The 23928-nt window shown below is 61.3% G+C and carries 23 protein-coding genes; 6 read left to right on the top strand and 17 right to left on the bottom strand.

From position 1 onward, the window contains the following. Positions 1–21: 21 nt before the first annotated feature. The 4 genes from OK351_RS07610 to infC all read right to left on the bottom strand — a co-directional run bounded on the left by OK351_RS07610 (position 22) and on the right by infC (position 3070). Positions 22–912 (bottom strand): TrmH family RNA methyltransferase, encoded by an 891-nt coding sequence (locus OK351_RS07610; RefSeq protein WP_265157474.1) that lies wholly within the window; start codon positions 910–912, stop codon positions 22–24. A gap of 252 nt (positions 913–1164) precedes the next feature. After that, positions 1165–1860, bottom strand: a complete 696-nt coding sequence (gene rplT, locus OK351_RS07605) for a 50S ribosomal protein L20, sunset domain variant (RefSeq protein ID WP_265157472.1) — start codon at positions 1858–1860, stop codon at positions 1165–1167. A 106-nt stretch (positions 1861–1966) separates the two neighbouring features. Further along, the gene (gene rpmI / locus OK351_RS07600; RefSeq protein WP_265157470.1) at positions 1967–2161 is read right to left on the bottom strand and encodes a 50S ribosomal protein L35; all 195 of its coding nucleotides are present in this window, start codon (positions 2159–2161) and stop codon (positions 1967–1969) included. Between the two features lie 180 nt (positions 2162–2341). Further along, positions 2342–3070, bottom strand: a complete 729-nt coding sequence (gene infC / locus OK351_RS07595; RefSeq protein ID WP_265157468.1) for a translation initiation factor IF-3 — start codon at positions 3068–3070, stop codon at positions 2342–2344. Positions 3071–3310: 240 nt separating this feature from the next. Between infC and OK351_RS07590 the strand changes: the two genes are divergently transcribed. After that, entirely contained in the window at positions 3311–3676 is a 366-nt protein-coding gene (locus OK351_RS07590) for a DUF1844 domain-containing protein (RefSeq protein ID WP_265157466.1), read from the top strand. An 82-nt stretch (positions 3677–3758) separates the two neighbouring features. Here OK351_RS07590 and OK351_RS07585 read toward each other — a convergent pair whose 3' ends face one another. The 3 genes from OK351_RS07585 to OK351_RS07575 all read right to left on the bottom strand — a co-directional run bounded on the left by OK351_RS07585 (position 3759) and on the right by OK351_RS07575 (position 7102). Continuing rightward, entirely contained in the window at positions 3759–5096 is a 1338-nt protein-coding gene (locus OK351_RS07585) for an MFS transporter (RefSeq protein WP_265157464.1), read from the bottom strand. A 25-nt stretch (positions 5097–5121) separates the two neighbouring features. Next, complete coding sequence (locus OK351_RS07580) at positions 5122–6003, bottom strand: SseB family protein (protein ID WP_265157462.1); 882 nt, start codon at positions 6001–6003, stop codon at positions 5122–5124. A 109-nt stretch (positions 6004–6112) separates the two neighbouring features. Continuing rightward, entirely contained in the window at positions 6113–7102 is a 990-nt protein-coding gene (locus OK351_RS07575) for a LysR family transcriptional regulator (protein WP_306349475.1), read from the bottom strand. A 190-nt stretch (positions 7103–7292) separates the two neighbouring features. Between OK351_RS07575 and OK351_RS07570 the strand changes: the two genes are divergently transcribed. The 3 genes from OK351_RS07570 to OK351_RS07560 are packed head-to-tail and all read left to right on the top strand — an operon-like array spanning position 7293 to position 12195. Beyond that, complete coding sequence (locus OK351_RS07570) at positions 7293–9614, top strand: PrpF domain-containing protein (RefSeq protein WP_265157460.1); 2322 nt, start codon at positions 7293–7295, stop codon at positions 9612–9614. Positions 9615–9623: 9 nt separating this feature from the next. After that, entirely contained in the window at positions 9624–11786 is a 2163-nt protein-coding gene (locus OK351_RS07565; RefSeq protein WP_265157458.1) for a tripartite tricarboxylate transporter permease, read from the top strand. 28 nt (positions 11787–11814) lie between these two features. Then, positions 11815–12195: a universal stress protein gene (locus OK351_RS07560; protein WP_265157456.1), complete on the top strand. Its 381-nt coding sequence runs from the start codon at positions 11815–11817 to the stop codon at positions 12193–12195. Between the two features lie 266 nt (positions 12196–12461). Here OK351_RS07560 and priA read toward each other — a convergent pair whose 3' ends face one another. The 6 genes from priA to OK351_RS07530 all read right to left on the bottom strand — a co-directional run bounded on the left by priA (position 12462) and on the right by OK351_RS07530 (position 16172). Beyond that, positions 12462–13202, bottom strand: a complete 741-nt coding sequence (gene priA, locus OK351_RS07555; protein WP_265157454.1) for a bifunctional 1-(5-phosphoribosyl)-5-((5-phosphoribosylamino)methylideneamino)imidazole-4-carboxamide isomerase/phosphoribosylanthranilate isomerase PriA — start codon at positions 13200–13202, stop codon at positions 12462–12464. Between the two features lie 37 nt (positions 13203–13239). Beyond that, a complete protein-coding gene (locus OK351_RS07550; protein WP_265157452.1) occupies positions 13240–13392 on the bottom strand; it encodes a hypothetical protein in 153 nt (50 codons plus the stop codon). Further along, positions 13392–14027 (bottom strand): imidazole glycerol phosphate synthase subunit HisH, encoded by a 636-nt coding sequence (gene hisH / locus OK351_RS07545; RefSeq protein ID WP_265157450.1) that lies wholly within the window; start codon positions 14025–14027, stop codon positions 13392–13394. Before hisH ends, OK351_RS07550 begins: the two co-directional genes overlap by 1 nt. Then, complete coding sequence (gene hisB, locus OK351_RS07540; RefSeq protein ID WP_265157448.1) at positions 14028–14648, bottom strand: imidazoleglycerol-phosphate dehydratase HisB; 621 nt, start codon at positions 14646–14648, stop codon at positions 14028–14030. A gap of 30 nt (positions 14649–14678) precedes the next feature. Beyond that, positions 14679–15785 carry a histidinol-phosphate transaminase gene (locus OK351_RS07535; RefSeq protein WP_265157446.1) on the bottom strand — a complete coding sequence of 369 codons (1107 nt, stop codon included), beginning with the start codon at positions 15783–15785 and terminating at the stop codon, positions 14679–14681. A gap of 72 nt (positions 15786–15857) precedes the next feature. Then, positions 15858–16172 carry a LysM peptidoglycan-binding domain-containing protein gene (locus OK351_RS07530; protein ID WP_265157445.1) on the bottom strand — a complete coding sequence of 105 codons (315 nt, stop codon included), beginning with the start codon at positions 16170–16172 and terminating at the stop codon, positions 15858–15860. Between the two features lie 301 nt (positions 16173–16473). Between OK351_RS07530 and lexA the strand changes: the two genes are divergently transcribed. After that, positions 16474–17193 (top strand): transcriptional repressor LexA, encoded by a 720-nt coding sequence (lexA, locus tag OK351_RS07525; RefSeq protein ID WP_265157443.1) that lies wholly within the window; start codon positions 16474–16476, stop codon positions 17191–17193. Between the two features lie 77 nt (positions 17194–17270). On the opposite strand, the gene OK351_RS07520 is transcribed toward lexA, so the two are convergent. The 3 genes from OK351_RS07520 to hflX are packed head-to-tail and all read right to left on the bottom strand — an operon-like array spanning position 17271 to position 21918. Then, positions 17271–18323: a glycoside hydrolase family 76 protein gene (locus tag OK351_RS07520; protein WP_265157441.1), complete on the bottom strand. Its 1053-nt coding sequence runs from the start codon at positions 18321–18323 to the stop codon at positions 17271–17273. Positions 18324–18365: 42 nt separating this feature from the next. Continuing rightward, complete coding sequence (locus OK351_RS07515; protein WP_265157439.1) at positions 18366–20357, bottom strand: ATP-dependent DNA helicase; 1992 nt, start codon at positions 20355–20357, stop codon at positions 18366–18368. Next, positions 20350–21918, bottom strand: coding sequence for a GTPase HflX (gene hflX, locus OK351_RS07510; protein ID WP_265157435.1), 1569 nt, complete (start codon positions 21916–21918; stop codon positions 20350–20352). Before hflX ends, OK351_RS07515 begins: the two co-directional genes overlap by 8 nt. A gap of 409 nt (positions 21919–22327) precedes the next feature. Here hflX and OK351_RS07505 point away from each other — a divergent pair, with 409 nt between their 5' ends. Continuing rightward, a complete protein-coding gene (locus OK351_RS07505; protein ID WP_265157433.1) occupies positions 22328–22936 on the top strand; it encodes a class I SAM-dependent methyltransferase in 609 nt (202 codons plus the stop codon). A gap of 51 nt (positions 22937–22987) precedes the next feature. On the opposite strand, the gene dapF is transcribed toward OK351_RS07505, so the two are convergent. After that, the gene (dapF, locus tag OK351_RS07500; protein WP_265157431.1) at positions 22988–23920 is read right to left on the bottom strand and encodes a diaminopimelate epimerase; all 933 of its coding nucleotides are present in this window, start codon (positions 23918–23920) and stop codon (positions 22988–22990) included. Between the last annotated feature and the right edge of the window lie 8 nt (positions 23921–23928).

Raw genomic sequence — 23928 nt, 5'->3', positions numbered from 1 at the left:
TATCCCTCCCGGAAGCGGACATCAATGGGCGTGGTTGCGCTGGGCGCGGGCCGAGGCATACAGGCACAGGGTGGCGGCGGTACTGACGTTCAGGGATTCGGCCACCCCGTAGAGCGGTACGGCCACCTTGTAGTGGGCGGCGGCCTTCTCGGCCTCGTCCAGTCCCTGGCCTTCATTGCCGAAGAGCCATGCGGTGGGTCGGGTCAGTTCCGGGGCCTGCGCGGACTGCGCGGGGCCGGTGCCGTTGTGGTGGAGCACCGCCGCGTCCTGGAGCGCATCCAGGTCGTGTTCGGCATACCCGTCGGCGGCCAGCAGCTGGATCCCCTGCCCGGCTGCGAGACGGAGCAGCTGGTCGAAGTCGACATTTCCCAGCACCGGCAGGTGGAATAGCGATCCCACCGTGGAACGCACGGTTTTGGGGTTGTAGATGTCCACGCTGCCCTTGGTGAAGATCACCGCGTCGGCGCCTGCGGCATCCGCCGCGCGCAGGATCGTTCCGGCGTTCCCTGGATCCTGCACCCGGCAGAGCACGGCGATCAGTTGCGGTTTTCCTTCAAGGATTTCTTCCAGACCTGATTCGATCACCCGGGCCACGGCGATAATCCCCTGCGGGGTGATGGTGTCCGCCATGGCGGCCAGCACCTCGTCGGTGACCGCACGGGCCTGTACCCGCGCATCCTGCAACAATTCACTGAATTCCGCGGAGGATCCAAGGAAAGTCTCCGTGGCGTAAACGGAGACGATCACTCCCCCGGTGGCGGCTTCGGCTTTCAATGCCTCGCGCACGGCCTGGGGCCCTTCGACCAGGTAGTGACCGGTGGCTTTGCGTCCGGAGCGGGTGGCCAGGCGGGCGACCGCTTTGACCTTGTCGGCCCGAGGGTTGGACATCACCGTTTCGTTATAGCTGGTCATGCTTCGAGAATACCGGTCTTGGATGCGGCTGATCGAATCGGTGCTGCCCCTTATGCACCGTAGCCGCCCGCCGTACCCCGGCGATCAGCACCCGGCTTCTCGATCCGGCATGGCAATAAGCGATGCCATGAGCCAAGAGACGGGTTTAAAGCACCATCGGGTGGTATCCACTTCCGTGGATACCACCCGATGGTGTCTTGCCGCCTGGTCACGATGCCCGAGGGCACAACGCGAAGGCCAGCAATAAGTTTTCTACTTCATCTTCTGACGGGCTTCGCCGCCGGCAGGCTCGAAGCCTGCGGCCTTGGCCGACTCGATGGAGTTGAACCAGTACTCGGCAACAGTCTGGTCGTACCAGGTCGAGCCCGGCACGTGGTACTTGTTCGAACCGGCGTTGCCCTTGATGACGAAACCTTCCGGAGCGTCTTCGCCTTCAACGGCCTTGACTGCACCGGCTGCTTCGGCCTTCGCGGCCGGGGTGGCGTCGGAAGCGGCGGCAGGAGCCTTCTCGGCCTTGGGGGCGGCTGCCTTCTTGGCTGCGGCCTTCGGGGCCTTGGCTACTGCCTCAGTTGCTTTTGGGGCGTTGACGTCAGCCGGCAGGGCACCCTTTGCTACCTGAACCAGTGCGGCGAATGCGTTGGCGTCCGAAACGGCCAGCTCGGCCAGCATACGACGGTCAACCTCGACCTCAGCGGCCTTCAGGCCCTGGATCAGGCGGTTGTAGGTCATGCCGTTGGCGCGCGATGCGGCGTTGATACGCTGGATCCACAGGCGACGGAAGTCACCCTTGCGCTTGCGGCGGTCGTTGTAGCTGTAGACGAACGAATGGAGCAGCTGCTCCTTGGCCTTGCGGTAGAGACGCGAACGCTGTCCGCGGTAACCCTTGGCGCGTTCCATTACGACGCGACGCTTCTTATGGGCGTTGACTGCCCGCTTCACACGTGCCACGTGTGTACTCCTTCAAGTCTGTCCCCGTCACGAAGCAACTTCGGCGACGGTGAAATCTAGTGGTTGTTTGGGGTAAAGCTCCCCGGTGTTCCTGCGAAGGGGAGGCTTAGAGGCCCAGCATCCGCTTGATGGTCTTCACATCGGCCTTGGCAACGAGCTGGTCGGAAGCCAGGCGACGGGTGATGCGGGAAGACTTGTGCTCCAGGTAGTGGCGGCGGTTTGCCTGCTGGCGCTGCAGCTTTCCGCTGCCGGTCACCTTGAAGCGCTTCTTGGCGCCACTATGAGTCTTGAACTTCGGCATAGCTGCCGTTCTCCTTACGTGCTCCCGGCCAGATCCGTGTGGATCTGCCAGGGAATCATCCGAGCGGGCCCCTCAGGGGTGAGGTGACCGCTATGTTCTTTACAGGTCCGATCCTTCCAAAGGAAGGATCTTCCGCCCTACTAGAGCGGTGCGGGTTCGGTTGAACCCGCGCGGCGTCGCTTACGCTTCGCCTTCGGCCTGAGCCCGTGCCTGCTCAAGCTTTGCGCGAGCCTCGTCGTCCATGGAAGAGGCAACGTTCTGTCCCGAAGTCTCCTCAGGAGCATCGGTCGGTACGCGGCGCTTCGAGCCACGGCCGCCGGACTTCTGCTGCTGTTGCTGTTCGCGACGGGCCTCGGCCTTGTTCTTCAGCGGACCAACAACCATGACCATGTTTCGGCCATCGATGCGCGGTGTGGACTCAACAACTCCGACTTCCGCAACGTCCTCTGCAAACTTCTCCAACAGGCGGATACCCATCTCTGGGCGCTGCTGTTCACGTCCACGGAACTGGATCATGGCCTTGACCTTGTCACCTGCGCCCAGGAAACGCAGCGCATGGCCAACCTTGGTTTCATAGTCGTGCGTGTCGATCTTCAGGCGGAAGCGAACTTCCTTCAGAACCGTATTGGTCTGGTTCTTACGCGCTTCGCGGGCCTTGACGGCCGCTTCGTACTTGTACTTGCCGAAGTCCATCAGCTTGCACACTGGAGGCTTGGCGTTCGGGGCCACCTCGACCAAGTCCAGATCGGACTCGTGAGCCAGGCGCAGGGCATCCTCGATACGGACGATTCCCACCTGTTCACCGTTCGGGCCAACGAGACGTACCTCTGGTACGCGAATGCGCTCGTTAATGCGTGGATCGCTGATGTGTAACTCCTGTAAGTAGAAAACAAAAACTTGTCCCAGCAAACGAAAAAGCCTCCGTCTGCTGATGCAGGCGAAGGCCAAAAAGTCGACGTGGCAACCCCAAGGGATTGTCTCGGGTACGCGGAACGTACCCGGCCGATTAACCCGGACGCCTAGGCGGCGACTGCGGGTGGGAGATGGCCTCCACTTGCATGTCTCGATCCACATCACATTGGTCACAAAACCCTCATCGGGCCATCACCAAGTAACCGGTTCGAGTCGGTCTATGACAAGCTTAGCAGTATGAGTACCGAAGATTCCAATTCACAGCAGCAGGCCGTCGATCAGCAGGTGCGCGATATCGCCGAGGTTCCCGCCGTTGAAATCATCACCACCGCCGCCGTCCACCTGATGAGCGCCGCCGCCGTGAAATGCGGTTTGGCTGAGGGCGATGACGCCAATGAACTCAAGGATCTGGATGAGGCCCGCAAGCTGATTACCGCTCTGGCAGGGCTGGTTACCGCAGGCGCACCGGAGATTGGTTCGCAGCACGCAGCCCCCTTGCGTGATGGGCTGCGCAGCCTGCAGTTGGCATTCCGCGAGGAGTCCATCATCCCTGACGCCCCAGGCAAGGGGCCCGGCGAGAAGTTCACCGGACCGGTCAACTAGGGCCTGGGCCTGCGATTAAAATTACAAACTTTCTTGAAGGTGCCATCGGTTTCCGGTGGCACCTTCGCCGTTAAACCGGGGTTCATTCCACGATGGTCAATCGCTGGAGGGTCCTGCGCCGCCGGCGCCGGCGAATCTGCTGCGCGATGAGCGCGGCGAACACCACCAGCATGGCGATCATTCCGACCCCGGCGAAGGCGACGGCCGGGCCGGCCAGATCAACCATGGCTCCGGTCACCGGGGATCCCAGGGAGGTGCCCGCGGTCATTGCCGAACCATACCAACCCATGGCCTCCCCGCGCCGATGCTCGGCCACCAGATCGGTGAGCCATTCAGAGGCCGCAGACAGGGTGGGAGCCACCAGCAGTCCCGGCAGCGCGGAGAGGATGGCCAGGGACCAGGTGTCATGGGCAAAGTACATCGGAATCGTCAACACGGCCATTGCCAGTAACAGCAGCAGTGGCGAAATACGCCGATCCAGCATGCCGTAGGCCAACCCGCCGATCAGGGAGAAGCCGCACCAGAACAGGAAGACGATACCCAGGTCCCCGGGGTTGCCCTGCTGTTCCAGTTCGGCCACGATCCCCACTTCGGTACCTGTCAGTAGTGCCCCTGCCCCACCGGCCACAATGAACACGGCAAGCACCGATGCGCTCATCCAGGTGAAATTGCTCTTCACCCGGCGGCTGCGTTCTGCCAGTCGGGCCCGGGTCGATTTGGCGCCGGCCAGGATCAGCTCGCCCTCCACTTCATGAACCCCTGCTGGCGCGGCCGCCAACAGGCTTGCCTCGGCTCCCAGCCGTTCCTCATGCACATTGGCCTTGGATGCCACCGCTTTGGGCTGGTCCGAGCGGGTCGGCGGGTTGAGGATGAACAGTCCCACCCCGCCCAGGGATCCGAGGATTCCCACTGCCGTCAGCCCGATCGTGGTGTCGAGCTGGGTGGCGATGATCCCTGCGGAGGCCGGGCCGACAATGAAGACCAGTTCGGTGGCCATGGCGTCCAGCGCGAAGGCAGAGCGGCGTTGCTCACCGGTGGTCATCACTCCCAGCGCGGTACGCACCACCGAGAACACCGGCAAGGCGAAGAGCCCGCCAATGAACGCCAGCGGGTAGATCCACACCAACGGTACATGCGGGACGGTGGCCCAGATGGCGACTTCCAAAAGGATCGAGGGGATCAGGGCCCGGCGCAGACCCCAGGAATCGACCCTGTTGCCCCGCCAGGGTGCGCCGATGGCAATGCCTACGGTCATCAGGGCCACAACCAGCCCGGCCGAGGTCCAGGACTGGTCCAAGTTCAGCACCAGGTGAAGCAGCAACAGCATGCTCAATGCGGAGTGCGGAAGACGGGCAACCATTCCCAGTAACAGCAGTCCGCTGATCGCCGGTTGACGCAGGATCTGCCCGTACCTTTTCATGCCGCGTTGTTGTCCTTCTGTTGTATTAGCTTGGTGCGCTGAGTAGGCCGATTTCCAATGAGTCTACTGCTTCAGCGAATTCTGGCGTATTCGCCAATGTCTGGTGGATCTGGTTGGTGATTTCACGGGCCCGATCCCCACTGGTCCCGTGGGAGAAAGTGAACTGCAATTTGAGTTCCGGCCCCACACCGCCACCGGGCACGGGATTGTTCTGCGCATCACGTGAACCCACCCCCCGGCCCGGACCGAGACGGACCTGCAGCAACTCGCTGTGCCCTTCTGTTGCCCGGGATACCAGACTGGCCAGTGATTCGTCTTGGTAGCTGGGAATCCAGGGGATCTGCTTCGCCAGATTCCAGACCCCCGGTCGGCGCAGGACGAAAGTGAACTCGCTGCCCGGGTCCAGTACCAGCAGTTCCGCCTCTTCACTGACCGCGGATAGGGCGGCCCGGGGTGCGTACACCGCCACCGGCCGCGCTTCGGAATGCCAGGCCTGGAGTCGTTCAACGGTGCTGAACACCGGCAAGGCCATGCGGCCATCTGGCGCCTTGATCTTTATCAAGGCCATATCCGCCTCCTTGTCGGAGGCGAATCCGTGCTCGGTCAGGGCCTCTTCTCCCAGCTGGGCAACCACCGCCACGAACACACGGGCGTTGGCCAAGGCCCGGTGGACCGCGGATTCATCGGCAGACCCGGCGCGCAGCGACGTCAGTGCTTCGAGCACTGCGGCATCGGCCTTGCCGTCATCCTTGTCGAAGTTGTGTAGCGGGTTGCCTTCGCCGCTCAGATCCCGGCCCTCCCACGACTGTCCTGCCGAGTCTGCTAGGGCTCCTGATTGAGCCAGCGCGGCAACAATATGGCCGGGCAGATGGCGTTTGGGTTCGGGTTGGGAAGACTCGGTGCTCATACACCCATGCTATAAGCTCGATCGTCCGTTACCCGCCGGATTTCCAGTGGTTCGGAACACTTACAGGGCAGGAAGCGATGCACCTTGCAGCGCATTCGAATGCCGCACCTCAATCCATCCACGTGCCACCCATCTCAACTAGCAACGATTGGAAGGCGGTTTCAGCGGGTGCACGTACCCGGTCTCGACGTTGGGCCAGGACTACGCTTCGTGCGGCCGCGGCTTTACCCAGGGAGAGGATCTTGACTCCCGGATGGTGATTGACCACCGCGGACTTGGGAGCCAAGGCAATACCTAATCCAACGGAGACCATGGCCTGCGCTTCCTGGTAGTCGTTAGCTTGAAATGAGATATTCGGCGAGAACCCCGCAGCGTTACAGGTGCGCTGCAAAAGTTCCGCCACCGGATGCTCATTGGCCCTGACAATCCATGGCTCCTTCGCCGCCTCAGCGATATCGATTTCCGTCTGCTGGGCAAAGTGATGCTCAGCACCGACAACAAGCACCGTGGGCTCGGTAAACAAGGTCGTCAATTCGAAATCGGCGCGATCCAGCCTGAGCCATTCGTATTCCCACAGCAATCCCAAGGAGATCTCCCCGCGGGAGAGCAAGCCGACAAGCTCTTGCAATCTCGTACTGCGCACGTCGAGTTTGATCGACGGATACATCTTCCTGAAACGACTGATCACCAAGGGCATGAAGGAACTACCCAGGGTGGGAAAGGTACCGAGACTCAAACTTCCACTTTTCAGTCCAGCTAGTTGATCCAGGTCTGAAACCGCCGCATCCATTTGACGAAGGATCGTGCGGGCATGTGTAGCCAGGACATGTCCGGCATCCGTGGGCATCATTCCACGTGCATGCCGCTGCAATAGGGGCTGTCCGACTTCCTCCTCAAGTTTTCGAAGCTGTTGCGAGACACCAGAGGGCGTGTAGAACAGCTCATCGGCCGCAGCAGTGACGGAGCCCCCTTCAACTACAGCCAGCAATATTTGCAATCTCTTGATATCGAGCACGAGAGCACCTTTCAGCAGAACTTCAATATACTTCAGAATCGCAATAGATACTGGATTTACAATGAATTTTTCATGCGAGAACACGGATCATCCGCCCTTGTCTCAGAAGAGCACGACGATACTCAACAGTAAACACATGATATTGAAGCAAAACTATAGGTAGCTGAATTACTTGTAACTACCAATAAAGTCCCGTATGCCGGATCATCGAACTATTAGCAGGAGTGCTCGGCGTCACAATTGACACGTTGCACCAAGAACCCGGCAAAATTAGGTGAGTTCCATCAAACGACAAGTTAAGGCCACGTGGATGCGTGGAGGTACCAGCAAATGCTGGGTATTTGAGCGACGTGAGCTGCAGATACCCGGTTTCACCTTGGACGAAGTGCTCCTTCGTCTTTTTGGATCACCCGACCCGCGACAAATCGATGGAGTTGGCGGTGGCAGTTCAACCACCAGCAAGGCCGTGATCCTCAGCCCGAGCAGCGAACCCGGCATCGACGTCGACTACACGTTCGCTCAAGTCGGGATCGAGCAAGCAGTTGTCGATTGGGGTAGCAACTGCGGAAACTGTTCGGCAGTGATAGCACCCTATGCCCTGGAACAGGGGTGGGTCACCCCCGTGGACGGGGTGACGACTGTTCGCATCCGCAATACGAACACCTCACAGATCCTGGTCGAGCGGATGTCCTCCCCTGCGGATGCAGAGCCTTTGGCCGACACCTACATCCCCGGGGTGCCGTTTCCCGGGACAGCGGTGGAAATCGGGTTCGAAAACCCGGCAGGCGGCACCACCGGGGCATTGCTGCCCAGTGGTGAGCCGCTCACCACACTGGCTATTCCCGGGGAAGAGCATGCCGCACCCGAGGAAATCCAGGCATCGCTGATCGACGCAGGCGCCCCGGTAGTCGTGGTCTCCGCGGCCACCGCACGCTTGGACCGCTTCTCCTTCGAGAACTGGTCCGTTCAATGCCACGCCGAACTCGATCGCCTCGACGCCATCCGCCGTGCAGGCGCGGTGGCGATGGGATTGGCTGACAGAGCCGAATCGGCCCAGCGGGCGATTCCGAAGCTCGCCATCGTCACCTCACCGGAGCCTGGAAGCACAGCAGACATCAACGTCATGATGCTTTCCATGGGTTCCCCTCATCCTGCATTGGCCATTACCGGTAGCATCGCCCTGACCCTGGCGGCAGCTGTTCCGGGATCCGTGGTGGCCGAGGCCGCCGCAGGCGAAACCGGTGCCACGCTGAAGCTGCGAACCCCCGCTGGTGACATCCAGACTTGGTCGCGTGACATCAACGATGCCCAGGTGGTCGGGACCACCCGTACGGCCAGGCTACTGGCCGCGGCAACCCTGAGCTTCGATCCGGTCACTGTCTCCTCCGATTCCACGGCAACGCAATTGCGGGTCCTGCAAGCCGTCCACGACGAGCCGGCGATCCAAGAAGAGATCGCGGACCTGCTGCCCGATCCGGCACCCCACAAGCGCCGTACCGTCGCAGCCTCGGTATCGATTTTCGCGGTCTTGGGTCTGGGCGCCACGCTGATTGGCGGCGGGCTGCTCAACCCACCGGCAACCACCACAGACGGCGACTACGCCGGCGAGACCCTGCAAGTTGTCATCCCGTTGGCCGAAGGCGGCGGCACCGATACCTGGGCACGATTCATCGGCCAGGAATTGATACATCAAATTCCTGGTGTTCCGGGCTTTGCGCCGATCAACGAAGCTGGCGGCGAGGGGATTACCGGTAGCAACCGCTTCGCCGCGACCGCCAACGACGATGGCACGGAGCTGCTTGTCAGCACGGCAACAACGGTAGTACCTTGGGTGCTGGATCGTGACGTCGTGCGCTACTCCTTCGACCAGCTCGAGCCGATCATGGTCAACGGGACCGGGGCAGTCATCTACGGCCGGACCGCCGCTGGTATCGAGGAACCCGCAGACCTGGTGGATCGGGACAAGCCCTTGGTCTTTGGCGGCATCAGTGCTACTGGGCTCGATCTAACCACGCTGGTAGCCTTCGACTTGTTGGAAGCCGACATCTCCTCGACCTTCGGATTCGAGGGGCGCGGACCGGTCAACCTCGCTCTCCAGCGCGGCGAGGTCGACATCGACTACACCACGACTGCCTCCTACGATTCGGCCGTTCGACCGATAGTCGAGGAAGGTTCGGCCACCGTGCTGATGTCCTTCGGACAGCTGGACGAGAACGGCGAAATTGTCAGGGATCCGAACTTCCCCGACGTTCCCACCGTCGTGGAAGCCTATGAACAAATCCACGGACAACCTGCCGAAGGCCCCAAACTGGAGGCCTACCGCACCCTGCTCGGCTTGACCTACACATACCAGAAGGGGTTGTGGGCGCCAAAGGATGCACCGCCGGAGGCGATCGAGTTGCTGCGGCACTCCTCGCATGACCTTTCAGAAAACCAGGACTTCAACGATAAGGCAAAGGACATCCTCGGCGGATATCCCATAGTTGCCGACCAGCAACTAGCCGAGCGCGTCAGAGAAGCCTACACCGTCACTGAGGAAACCAAGAGCTACGTCGTGGACTTGCTCAAGGATTCCTACGGAATCGAAGTCCGCTAGGGGAATACCATGATGGATTCAGCAATGGCCGCATTGGCCTCATTGACAGACCCCGGGCTGCTGCTCATGCTACTCGTCGGCGTTGTTGCCGGCTTGGTGATGGGACTCATCCCGGGATTGGGGGGAACCGCTGCGGTGGCAATCCTGTTGCCGGTAACTTTCGGCATGGAACCCGCCTCCGCACTTGCCATGCTCATTGGGGCACTGGCGGTAGTTCACACCTCCGACACGGTATCGGCAGTGCTTCTCGGGGCACCCGGATCAGCCTCAGCATCTGTCACCATGCTGGACGGCTACTCGATGGCCAGAAAGGGGCAAGCCAAACGCGCGCTTAGTCTGGCGTTCTTGTCTTCCATGGCAGGCGGCATCATCGGCGCTATCGGCCTGACACTCGCCATTCCGCTAGCCCGCCCATTGGTTCTTTCGTTCGCAAGTCCCGAATTGTTCATGCTGACCGTACTCGGCGTGGCATTGGCCGCGGTACTTTCCCGTGGAAATGTGATCAAGGGGCTGTCCGCTGGCCTCATGGGCCTGCTGGTCGGGATGATTGGTACGGCCCCGACTACTGCCGAAGAACGCTTTACCTTTGGTTCGTTGTTCCTGGGCGATGGTCTTTCCTTGGTTGCCGTCGCCTTGGGCGTCTTCGGTCTGGCGGAAATCGCCTCACGAGCCAGCCAGCGTCGTGGTGATAGCCAGACAGTGGAAGTCACTGGCGGCTGGGGTTCGGGAATCCGCGAATGGCTCTCGCATTGGAGCCAGGTCATCCGCGGTGGGTTAATCGGCATTTGGGCCGGAATCCTGCCCGGGGTCGGCGCTACGGCTGGAACCTGGCTGGCTTACGGGCAGGCAGTGGCCACGGCCAAGGACAAGACCCAGTTCGGCAAAGGTGATCCCCGGGGTATCGTCGGGCCGGAAAGCGCGAACAACTCGGTTGAGGCCGGGGACCTGATTCCAACCTTCCTATTCGGCATTCCCGGCGGTGTGCCTTCGGCCATGTTGCTTGGCATGTTACTGACCTACGGCATCCAGCCCGGTCCAAGCATCATCAACGAACACCTGGACCTGATGTACCTAATCATCTGGTCCTTCGCAATCGCGTCCGTCCTCGGTGCGCTGTTCTGCTTTATGACTGTGCGACCACTGTCCTCGTTGACCAAGGTGCCTTTCGCCGTTCTCGCAGCCGGCCTGGTCGTCGTGATGCTGCTCGGCTCGTTCCAGGACGGTGGCCAGCTCGGAGACCTGTGGGTCATGTTGCTGCTCGGTGTCGGTGGCTGGCTGTTGAAGTCGACAGGATTCCCGCGGGCACCGTTCCTGATCGGTTTCGTCTTGGCGATCCCCATGGAACGCTACTACTTCCTGACCGACAGCCTCTACGAAGGTTTCGACTGGATGTTGCGCCCAGGGACCATGGTCTTCATCGCGATCCTGGTCCTGCCGATCCTCTGGAACGTCTTCAAGTGGGTTCGGACTCGCCGAAAGGCAAACTCGGACGATGAACCCCAGTCTGCTGCAGCCCCAGATGCCGAAGCTCCCCTGAAAAACTCGATTTGGTCCCTGACCACGGCGGGTGTGCTATTGGTGATGTTCATCGGTTCGCTGGTGCTCTCCTCGGCTTACTCACCTGAGGCAAAACTCGTTCCGCAACTGGTCGGATGGGTGGGTGTCATCATGGCAACCGTGCTCCTGTTCCAGGAACTTCGTGCCAGGAAGATGTCGTTGAAGAGCTTGCAAAGAGTCACGGTTAATACGTCGGTCTACTCCACTGCTCCGGCCGAACCGTTACTGCTGGCCACCGGTGGGACTGGCGCAGCTGGTGGAACACCAACTGCAGCGGAAAATTTCGTCACCGTCGGGTCAACTGCTGGGGGGTCAACCGAAACGACACCTCCTGCCGACGAACCGAGCAAGTTCGGGTGGGGTGCCAAGTGGACCTTGGATGCAGCCTTTGCGTTCCGCACCTTCGTGTGGATGGCCGGATTCCTACTGCTCACCGCCCTCGTCGGATATCTGGCAGCGATCTCGATTTTCATCCCGGCTTTCTTGCTGATCGTGGCTCGGGCCCGGCTGCGGACCACCATTATCTACACAGTGGTGTTCTTCATCCTGATGCTCGTTCTACCGTCACTCTTGCCGATCGACCTGCCTCAAGGATTATTGACCTCGTGGCTGTAGTAACCCCCACCAAGACAGGAGAGTAGAAATGTCGATCATGGTTTGCTATAGCAACACCGATGCAGGCCGGGCTGCTGTACGAAGGGCGTTTGCCGAAGCCACGAAAACCCGGGAATCTCTGCTGGTGGTCAACCTTGACAAGGCCCCGATCCAGGAGGGCCAGCTTGGAATCGACCTTAATTCCTTGGTGGATTCGGACACAGCGGTTCAGCTTCTTCCACGGCCGGAAACCGTCCACGACGCTGCCGATATCGTCCTCCAGGCAGAACAGGAACATCATGTTTCACTGATCGTCCTCGGACTTCGTCGACGATCACGGGTCGGGAAACTGATCATGGGGAGTATCGCACAACGGATTCTCATTGAAGCCGACTGTCCAGTGCTTGCCGTCAAGGCAGAGACCACCTAAGTGGTTTGTTCCACGCGATTGCTGTCCTATACGGAATCAGGGTGTCGCTTGATACGGACGGCCCCGGGGGAAGCATGACTCCCCCTTGGCCGTTGTTCCCCTCTGGTGGCACTTGCATTCGGATCATGCCGACGAACTGAGGCCCGGGTGGATCCCGGATGAGAGGTGACAGTGTATTGAGTTAGCCATTGATGACAGGGAACAACACCGCTTGGCTAGCAAAAAATCCCCGAGGAACCATGGTTCCTCGGGGATTGACTTTATTTCTAGGCTTCACCTGCGGCGACAGCCAGCGCTTCGGCCAGGGTGAAACGGCCCGCGTACAGGGCCTTGCCCATAATTGCGCCCTCCACACCGACCGGTACCAGCTCGCGCAATACGCGCAGGTCCTCCAAGGATGAGATACCACCGGAGGCGACAATTGGCTTCTCCGTCTTGGAGCACATTTCCCGTAGCAACTCGACGTTCGGTCCGCGCAGGGTGCCATCCTTGGTCACGTCGGTGACCACGTAGCGGGCGCATCCGGCATCTTCCAGGCGCGCAAGCACATCCCAGAGGTCGCCGCCTTCCTTGGTCCAGCCGCGACCCGAAAGGGTGGTGCCACGCACGTCCAGGCCCACGGCGATCTTGTCCCCGAAGCGGTCAATCGCCCGCGCGGTCCACTCAGGATTCTCCAATGCGGCCGTCCCCAGGTTAACCCGGGTGGCACCGAACTCCAGGGCACGTTCCAGTGACATGTCATCGCGGATGCCACCGGAGAGCTCGACCTTGATCTTCAGTTCCTCGGCAATACGCTGGACGATATCCGTATTGTGGCCGCGGTCAAAGGCAGCATCCAAGTCAACCAGATGCAGCCACTCGGCCCCCTGGGACTGCCAGGACAGTGCCGCGTCCAACGGATCGCCGTAGCCGGTCTCCGAACCGGCTTCGCCCTGCACCAGGCGGACTGCCTGGCCCCCGGCAATGTCGACGGCCGGCAATAATTCAAGTTTCGCTTGCTCGCTCATGTTTTCCTTTGACGTGTAGTGAAATGGCTGTGCGTGGCTACAAGGTCAGAACCCAACCAGCCACGATACACATGGCGGCCAAAGCCCAGCAGGTGATGATCCAGGAAATATGGGCTTCCTGGCGGCGCAGCGAAATTGCTCCCCCGGCCAAGAAGGCCCCGACTCCCAGCAGGACAATAGTCCAAATCATTAAAGCGTCTCCAGCCAATTGCGCAGCAACCGGTTTCCTGCCGCACCGGACTTTTCCGGGTGGAACTGCACGGCGGAGAGCGGACCGTTTTCAACGGCCGCGATGAACGGTTTTCCGTGGGTGGACCAGGTCACCTTCGGTGCGGTCATGGCCGGCTGGGTGATATCGAACTCCCACTGTTGCACTGCGTAGGAATGCACAAAGTAGAACCGTTCGTTCTCGATCCCGGCAAACAGTTTGCTGCCTTCCGGTGAGGCGATCGTATTCCAGCCCATATGCGGAATGACATCGGCTTCCAAACGTTCCACGACGCCGGGCCATTCGGCCAACCCTGCGGTCCGCACCCCGTGTTCCACGCCTTCGTCGAAAAAGACCTGGTGCCCAACGCAGATACCCAGGACCGGACGGCCTCCGGCAACCCGACGGCCGATCCAGCGAGGAGCGTCGATGGCCTGGAGCTGTTCCATGACCGAAGCATAGGCCCCAACACCTGGAACAACTAGTCCATCCGCTTCCAGTATGGACGTGGAGTTGGCGGTCAGTTCAACGTTGGCACCGGCTGCTTCAAGTGCGCGCACTGCGGACCGGACATTGCCCGAACCGTAGTCAAGGACGACTACGTTCTTCCTTTCCACCTACAGCGCACCTTTCGTGGACGGGATCTGGTCACCCATGCGTGGATCGATTTCCACCGCTTCGCGCAGGGCACGCGCCAGGGCCTTGAACTGGGCCTCGACGATGTGGTGCGGATCGCGACCGGAGAGCACCTCGATATGGGCGCAAATCTGCGCGTGGAAGGTCAGCGATTCAAAAACGTGGCGGGTCATCGAACCGGTGAAGTGCCCACCGATCAGGTGGTATTCCTGTCCGTCCGGCTCCCCACCGTGCACCAGGTACGGGCGACCGGAGATGTCCACCACGGCCCGGGCCAGGGCCTCGTCCAGGGGCGCGTAGGCGGTGCCGAAGCGCCGGATGCCGGCCTTGTTTCCCAGGGCAGTGCGTAGGACCTCGCCGAGGGTGATGGCGGTGTCTTCCACGGTGTGGTGCACGTCAATATGGACGTCGCCCGTGGCGCGCACGGTCAGGTCAATCAGCGAGTGCTTGGACAGTGCGGTGAGCATGTGGTCGAAGAACGGCACCTGGGTACTGATCTCCGACTGGCCGGTGCCGTCCAGATCCAATTCAACGAACACCGACGATTCGCTCGTCACGCGTTCCATGCGGGCACGGCGGGCACCCAATGATTCGGCAGACATGTCATTCCTTCGCTAGCTTCTGGCAGTTGGCTATTTCGCGGACTCAAGCAGCTCGGTGAGCCGATCAAGGAAGGCGGTGGTTTCCGACTCGGTTCCGGCGGTCACGCGCAGGGTGCCAGGAATCCCGTTGTTACGCACAATGATCCCCGCCTCAAGCAGTCCCTGCCAAATCGCCTCGGGATCCTCCAGTCCCCCGAAGAAGACGAAGTTGGAATCACTGACCGATGGGTTGAGACCCAGATCCTTCAGCCGGGTCACAATCCGGTCGCGTTGGGTCTTGATCTGTTCCACCTCGGCCAATAACGCATCAACGTTCTTCAACGCCGCAATCGCGGTGGCCTGGGTGACAGCCGAGAGGTGATAGGGCAGGCGGACGAGTCGAATCGCGTCACTGACTTCCGGTGCGGCGGCCAGGTATCCCAGACGTGCGCCGGCCAGAGCGAAGGCCTTGGACATGGTCCGGGTGACGATCAGGCGCTGGCGTCCGGGCAACAGCCCCAACGCCGATTTGGTTCCAGCCAGGGAGAACTCGGCGTAGGCTTCGTCCACGATCACCATGGCCCCGTGTTCACTGGCGGCTTCATAGACCGCCTCGATGACGTCCAGGCCCAAAGCGGTACCCGTGGGGTTGTTCGGCGAACAGAGGATCACGAGATTCGGTCGGTGGTCCCGCACCTGCGCGGCAGCTGATTCAGCGCTGAGGGAGAAGTCCTCGGCTCGGGTGCCGGCGATGAATGCGGTATCGGTGCCACTGGCCAGCAGCGGATACATGGAGTAGGTCGGCACGAAGCTCATCACGCTACGGCCAGGTCCCCCGAAGGCCTGCAGAATTTGTTGCAGGATTTCATTCGAGCCATTGGCGGCCCAGATGTGTTCTGCGCTCAATCCATGTCCGAGGTACTCTGCAAGCAGTTCGCGCAATTGCGTGAACTCACGGTCTGGATAGCGATTCAGTGTTGCCGCTGCCTTCGCCACTTCCTGGGCGATCGCATCTACCACGCTTGGTGGCAGCGGATGGGTGTTCTCATTGACATTCAGCTGGATCGGTACGTCAATTTGGGGAGCACCATAAGGGGAGAGCCCGCGGAGATTCTCACGCAAGGGCAGCTGACTTAACAGTTCACTGCGGTCTTTCACGTAGCAATTCTATGCTGGAGCCGTCGCTGGCAGTGAATCAGTGACGCTCCTACCGGTAATAAAGTACCGGGACTACGGCTGGTCGAGCACGGGAATCTGCAGGGTCTGGCCCGCTTGCAGGGTAGCCCCTTCCAGGGAATTCATTTCGCCGATGTAGCGCACCGCCGAGTCCACGTCGTACCCTTCGGCGAATTCACTGGCCAACCCCCAGAGCGTATCGCCAGGCAACACGGTGACTTCAACAGTCTGCACACCCACCGGCTCATAGGCCGAGGCCATTACCGAATTGCTGAACATGGTGACGAGCAAGGTTCCGGCCAAGGCCAGCAGGAATACCGGCACCCCCACCAGGACCACCCAACCCCGGCGATTGAGCCGGATTCGCATAGGCGCACTGTTCTGATCTTTATCCAAGGACGTTGTGGCCATGGTCGATCTCCTCTCAAGTCGGACATGCTGTGAGTTTCTAACATTCGAACAGTTCATTCGAACAGATGTTCGGATCTAGTACATCTTTTCTAACAGAGCCCGGCGACACTTGTCCAGACAATTCGAACAAATCTTTGAAAGATCACTCGAAATCTACTAAGATTTCGAAGTAAACCGAGCATGGGAACATCACAACACCCGGCACCGACAGTTTGAGCGCTCAGTTGGAAAGACGAACGCTAGGGAAGGCAGAAATCACATGTCAGCATCACAACGCACACCGCGTGCCAATGCTCGGTCGCTGACCATCCGGCAGAAGAAGATCCTGGAGACCATCCAGCGGGCGATCGGCAAGAACGGCTATCCGCCCTCGATGCGTGAGATTGGCGACTCCGTCGGCTTGGCCAGCCTTTCCTCGGTCACCCACCAGTTGGGCCAGCTGGAGAAGCTGGGGTACATCCGAAAGGATCCCCGCCGGCCACGCGCCATGGAGATCCTGCTGCCTCTTCAGCTGAATGACGATGGTGAAGCAACCGAGAAGGTGATCGAGGATAGCGCCAAGCCGGTTGATGACAGCAAGGTCATTGAGCTGAGCTCCTCAGCAGACACCACCATGGTGCCACTTGTCGGACGCATCGCGGCCGGTGGACCGATCCTCGCGGAACAAAGCGTCGAAGACGTCTTCTCCTTGCCACGCCAGCTGGTGGGCCATGGGGAATTGTTCATGTTGCGGGTTTCTGGAGACTCAATGGTTGATGCAGCGATCTGCGATGGCGACTGGGTAGTGGTGCGCCGGCAGCAGACCGCGGAGAACGGCGATATCGTCGCCGCGCTGCTGGATGAGGAAGCCACGGTCAAGACCTTCCGCCAACGTGATGGCCACACCTGGCTCCTACCGCAGAACTCGCGCTACGAACCCATCCTGGGCGATAGCGCCACCATCATGGGCAAAGTGGTTTCGGTCATGCGTTCGCTCTAGACCCGATCGGGCGCCGGGCGGCCGGCAAAGGACGCTCTGGGCGCGTCCCGTTGTCTGCCACCCTGCCCGGGGCGGGCTTACACGCGGGGCAACGATGCGGCGGCGTTGAACAGACTCCACCGCTGGATTGCGGCGGATAGCAGCGAAGGGACCTGCCCCGCTATTCGTTCCGCGGTTTCCCTGACCATGGTTCCGGACAGTGTGCGCGCCGGCGGAGGCAGCCGCCGGTCATTGGCCGCCAGGACAAGGTAACGGCACAGGATTCCGGTGAAGAGGTTTCCATCTCCGCCGTATTCCAATCTGAGCCCCTGTCCACCGGTGTACATGTGCTGCGCCACCGCCTCGATCAGATCGGCGACCTGTTCCAGGTCCTCTGGTGAGCCCAGCTCCAGCAGCGCACCGATGATCGGCCCCTGGTTGTAGGTGAAAAGCCTGTGATCCAGTCGAGGACCATTGGTCTCCAGGTGGATTCCGTCCAGATACAGGCCCAGATCACTGTCGAAAAGCCGTCCCCGTAGCCAGTCGACCAGTTCCCTGGCCCGGTCGTGTTCGCCGATCCTGGCAAAATGCAGGGCCGCTGGGGCGTTGACCGGGGTGTTCTTGAAGGCACGCTGGCGTGACCAGTACAGCCCTCCCCCAAGCACCTGGTCACCAGCGCGATGAAGTTGCCGTGTCAGTGTTTTTTGTGCGGTGCCGGCCAAACGAGACGGTCGCCCGCGCACCTGGGCGGACAACCGGTTAAGGCGGAAGCTGGACAGCGCGAGCCAGGCCATGTCGTCATAGAAGTAGTTGGGGAACCGTCCCAGGTTCCGCAGCCGGATTCCCCGCAGCAGCTGTTCCCCAAGCATCGCCTCGTGACGCGCTGCTGCAGGCTCGCCACGGTGGAGCTTTCGGAATCCGGTATCGCAGATCGCATCAAGATAGTGGGCCTGCCACCAGTAATGCCATTCCGCGATGGGAGCCTTCAGCTTTGCCCGAAGCCGTGCGGGTGGGGTCTGTTCCGCGCTCTCACTGTCCCGCGGGTGCAGCGCACCGATCCAGGTTCCTGGCAGGCCCGGCAACCGGTGGCCGAATTGGCTATGGACCTCATCCGCGGCGGCTGCGGCCCGCGTTTCCCAGGAACCTGTCATCGGCTGTTCCTTCCGCTACCGGCGGGTCTTACCGTGGACCGGCTACTTATTGGGGTTCATCCGTTTCAGTACCCCGGTGATGACCTTCTTGTCCGGGGTCGGCCACATCGGCGGCAACGAGGCCTTCAGGTAGCTGCCGTACCGGGCGGTGGCCATCCTCGAGTCGAGGACCGCCACCACGCCCTTGTCGTTGACCGAACGGATCAGGCGACCGGCGCCCTGGGCCAAGCGTACCGCCGCATGAGATGCCGAAACCTGCATGAAGCCGTTGCCGCCGTGACGGGCGATATCCTGGGTACGCGCCTTGGCGATCGGGTCGTCGGGTCGAGGGAACGGGATCTTGTCGATGATGACCAGGCGGCAGGAGTCCCCCGGCACATCCACCCCCTGCCAGAGGGTCATGGTGCCGAAGAGGCAGGAATCCCTGTCGGCACTGAAGTCGGCAACCAGCGACTTCATGCTGGCTTCTCCCTGGCACAGGATCGGTACGTCGAGCTTGGGTCTCAGGATTGCCGCGGCTTCCTCGGCCGAACGCCGGGAAGTGAACAACACCAGCGCACCACCCCCGGATGCCTCGATCAGGTCCTCGATCTCGTCCAGTGTTTCGGCGCTCAGTTGGCGGCCGGGCTTGGGCAGGTGCTTGGCCACGTAGAGGATCCCCTGCTTTGGGTAATCGAACGGGCTGCCCACGTCGATACCCTGCCAGGAAGGTGCCCCCTGCCCGATCAGTCCCAGCGAACCGGCCACGGAATCGAATTGGGCACCGATAGCCAACGTGGCACTGGTCAGGATCACCGTGCGCCCGTCGAAGAGCCCTTCACGAAGTTTCCCCGCCACGGACAGCGGGGCGACATTCAAGGTGGCGGGCTGGGACTCATCGGCTTCCACATATCCGCGGCCCTCGACGAATTCGCGAGGCCGTGAGGTCCAGATGACCTCTCGGCGTTCTTCGTGTTCCAGCATCCGCAAAGAATCGTCCAGGACCGCCTGCATCTGGGAACGTGCGGTCTGCCGTCCGCCGTCGACTGGGTCCCCGGATTCCGGTTTGGACAGGGACAGGGCCAGCCGCGCCTGCTCGGCGATATCGTTCAACGCGATTCCCGTTGCCTCATCCAGGCCGCGCTCCAACAGCCCCGTGGCCTGGCCAGACAGCGATTTGTCCAGCCGGTTGGCGGCGTTGACCAGTTCATCCACGTTCATCGCGCAGTGCCGTTTCATGGATCCGGCCGCGGTCAGCACGGTGCGTGGGGACAGTGCGCTGGCGACCGAGGAGGTCACCCGATCCTGCAATTCGTGTGCCTCATCGATGATAGCCACGTCGAAATCGGGGAGTACCGACAATCCCTCGAAGGCGGAGACCGCCAACAGCGCATGGTTGGTGATCACCACATCGGCCTCGGCGGCATGGGCACGCGCCATCTCGGAGAAGCACTCGTCAGCCATCGGGCATTTCTGGGATCCCAGGCATTCCATGGCGGAGACCGAAACCTGGCGCCAGGCCTTGTCCGAGACCCCGGGGACCAGCTCATCACGATCCCCGGATTCGGTTTCCTCGGCCCATTCGCGCAGCTTCATGACTTCGGTGGCCAGTGGCGAAAACATCTGGCCGGGGGCCGGGGCGTCGTCCATGGAGAACAAGGTGCCTTCATCGTCCGGGTACCCGCCGCCAAGCTTGTATTGGCAGAGGTAATTGGAACGCCCTTTCAGCAGGGACACGTCCATGGGGCGTGCCAACTTGCCTTTCAGGGCCGCGAGCAGGCGCGGGACATCCCGGCCCACAATCTGCGATTGCAGGGCGAGGGTCGCGGTGGAGACTATCACCGGTTTGGCCGACGTCTGTGCGTGGGCCAGCGCCGGAATGAGGTAGCCCATGGACTTGCCGGTACCGGTGCCAGCCTGCACCAGCAAGTGCTCCTCTTCCTCCAGCGAGCGGACCACCTGACGAACCATTTCCTGTTGACCAGTTCGGCTTTGGCCACCCATTGCGGTGACCGCCGCTTCCAGGAGGTCCAGCGCCTGCTGCTGCTTATCCATGAATGTTGTATTGCTCCAACTCCGCAGCCAACGACTTGCGGACCTTGACGATCATGCGGGTTCCGTTTTCCAGGTGTTCACTATCCAGGATCTCGGCTTCGGCCTGGTGCAGTTTGGCCACCAGGTCTCCGCGCCCATACGGGATGAGGACTTCGAGCTGGATGTCCGGGCGCGGGATCGAGGCACTGATCCTCCCGAGCAGCTCCTCGATGCCCTGACCCGTATAGGCCGAAACCACCACGCAATTCGACTCCCGGTTGCGGATCCGCTCAATCACGAACTGATCGGCCACATCGGCCTTGTTCAATACGATGATTTCCGGGATGTGCATGGCATCCACCTCGGTCAGGACCTTGCGCACAGCAGCGATCTGTCCTTCCGGATCCGGGTGCGAGGCATCCACGACGTGCAGGATCAGGTCAGAGTCGGCGATTTCCTCCAGCGTGGAGCGGAAGGCCTCCACCAGCTGGGTAGGCAGGTTCGACACGAACCCGACGGTGTCGGCCAGCGTATAGGTCAACCCGTCGGTGGTCTCGGACTGGCGAACCGTGGGATCCAGGGTGGCGAAGAGCGCGTTCTCAACCAGCACCCCGGCGTTGGTCAGGCGGTTGAGCAACGAGGACTTGCCCGCGTTGGTATATCCGGCGATCGCCACCGACGGGACCTCGTTGCGCTTGCGGTTGGCACGCTTGGCTTCACGGGCCGGCTTCATGCCCTTGATCTGGCGACGTAGCTTGGCCATCCGGTCGCGAATGCGCCGCCGGTCCATTTCGATCTTGGTTTCACCCGGGCCGCGCGATCCGATACCTCCACCGGCGGCGCCTACACGGCCACCTGCCTGCCGGGACATCGAGTCACCCCAACCACGCAGGCGGGGCAGGAGGTATTCCAGCTGGGCCAGTTCCACCTGCGCCTTGCCCTCACGCGACTGGGCATGCTGGGCGAAGATGTCAAGGATCAGTGCGGTCCGGTCGATGACCTTGACCTTGACGATGTCTTCCAGGGCACGACGTTGCGACGGGGAGATCTCATCGTCAACGATGACGGTGTCGGCCCCGGTTTCGGCAACAATACCGCGTAGTTCCTCGGCCTTCCCCGACCCCAGGTATGTGCTGGGGTCAGCCTTCAGGCGGCGCTGGACCAATCCATCAAGCACCTCCGAGCCAGCGGTTTCGGCCAAAGCAGCCAACTCGCGAAGGGAGTTTTCCGCATCGATGGCGGACCCGTCGGTCCAGATCCCGGCCAGTACCACACGCTCCAGGCGCAGTTGGCGGTTTTCGACCTCGGTGACGTCCTCGAGCTCGGTCGATAGACCAGCTACACGACGCAGCGCCCGACGATCGGCCAGATCTTCCTGGAAGCCATCGAATTCGGTGTGCTCCTGTACGAAGTTGTCCAGTGCGGTCGCACGGTTGGTGAAGATGTGGTCATCCTCCTCGCCAACGAATCGATGCGTGGCCGGTGCCTGCTGGCTGTCTGCGGCCAGGATGCGTTCGATGGCGGACTGGATCTGCTGCTCATCCAGTGGCAGGTCGTTCTCGTTCGGCTCGGTGTTGGTCATGTTCCCCTTTGAAGTGCTGTATATTCCAGAATAGTGCTCGGCACCCCCGGTTGGCGATGTGCCACGGGAATGATGTGTGTGTTTTGGCATGGAAGTCCTCTCATGCTGTTGGCCTGCTGGAGATGGATACGGCAACACACTGGGAACGAGCGGGTAGCGGGGCCCTGTCAGCGAGAGCCCTGGCCGGGTTCTCAAGGATAAAGACCTGTTTTCGCCCGAGGATCATCCAGGCCGTTGGCGCGTGAAACAGCGCCCGAAGATGCGGCGGGATCCGTGGGTTACCGTGCTGGACGGGATTAGGCGAAAATCAGAGTCATAGGGAAAACTCTATCAGTCATCGGGGACCCTGCATATATCGCGTACACCACAACGTTTGTTGCCGGTCGGGCGCACGGGATAACCTTCCCTTATGAGTTCGGATCACTATTTCAGCGCCACCCCAGCCTCCGCCGATGAACGGCGCACCATTTCGGTGGAGCTCAATGGCCGATCCCTCGATGTCCAGACCGCCTCGGGGATTTTCTCCCCTACCGGTTTGGATAAAGGTACGGCGGTCCTTCTGGAACATGTTCCAGCGCCGCGTGGCACTGTTCTGGATATCGGGTGCGGTTGGGGGCCCATTGCCATGACCGCTGCCCTGCAGAATCCAGAAGGTACCGTGTACGGTGTTGAGGTCAATGAGCGTTCGATCGAATTGGCGCGCCTGAATGCCCAGTCCCTTGGATTGGGCAACCTGCGGGTGGCTCGTCCGCAGGAGATCGACCCGGACGTGCAGTTCGATACCATTTGGTCCAATCCGCCCATCAGGGTGGGCAAGGATGCACTGCATGAGCTGCTGTTGCTGTGGTTGCCACGACTGGCACCGGGCGGCGAAGCCTGGATGGTCGTGCAGAAGAACCTGGGTAGTGACTCCTTGCAGAAGTGGCTCGTTGGCCAATTGCCTGCGAGCTGGAGCGTCACCCGTGAGACCAGCTCCAAGGGGTTCCGCATCCTCAAGGTCTCCCGGCCCGGGCATTAGGCCCGCGCGCAATCCGGATATCCTACATTGATATCTTGAACGTACACGCGCCTACTCCGGGGACAGGGTCCCTCGTGCCACTAGTTGCGCCGGCCCGGACAGCACCACGTCCTCGGTCCCATCCGCGTTTTTTCGGAAGGCAACCCCGACCTGCCCGCCGGGGATATTGACCACCCAGTCATCGATCACAGCGGTGGTCCGCGCCCAGTAGCGCACAGCGGCCGCAGCGGCGCAGGCTCCGGTACCGCAGGAGAGGGTCTCCCCCACGCCGCGCTCATGCACCCGCATTCTCACGTGTCCGGTCCCCTCGCTGACCAGAGGTTCGGCGGGAACAACGAATTCGACATTTGTCCCGTTCTCCGGCACCGGACTGACCTCTGGTAGGTGCACCAGATCCAGGTCATCCAACTCGGCCAGCTCGGCCAAGGCAACGACGGTGTGCGGGTTGCCCATGGTGATCGACAGTGCAGGGCGGGCCTGCTCCCAGCCCGCAACCTTCACCGTACTGTCCAACGAGGTGGCTGCGGCCTGCTCGGCGTGGACCAATCCCCACGGCCCGAGGTTGACGGCGTAGCCGTTCTCCAGACGGGTCACTTCCTTGATTCCGGCACGGCTTCCCATCCGCAGGGAGCCACCCACCGGGAGCTCCACCAGCTGCTCCTTGACCAGGAAGTGCACAAAGAGGCGCACCCCGTTACCGCACATCTCCGCAATGGAACCGTCGGCGTTGCGGTAGTCCATGAACCAGTAGGCTTCCGGATCATGGTCGAGCTGGTAGGCATAATCCGGGACCCTGCCGGTGGGTACGGCACGGATCACCCCATCGGCGCCCAAGCCGAAATGCCGATCCGCCAGGGCGGCAACGTGCACGGATTGCAGGTCCAAGTTCCCTTCCGGGTCCGCGAGCATCACGAAGTCGTTGCCTGTGGCGTGGCCTTTGGCATAGGACAATCCGGTGAGCTGATCAAGCGGTTCAAGGGCCATGCGGTTCT

The sequence above is a fragment of the Glutamicibacter sp. MNS18 genome, from assembly GCF_026107515.2.
Taxonomy (GTDB): domain Bacteria; phylum Actinomycetota; class Actinomycetes; order Actinomycetales; family Micrococcaceae; genus Glutamicibacter.
Note: the sequence above shows the minus strand (reverse complement) of the source record. Positions and strands in the feature narration are given on the sequence as shown.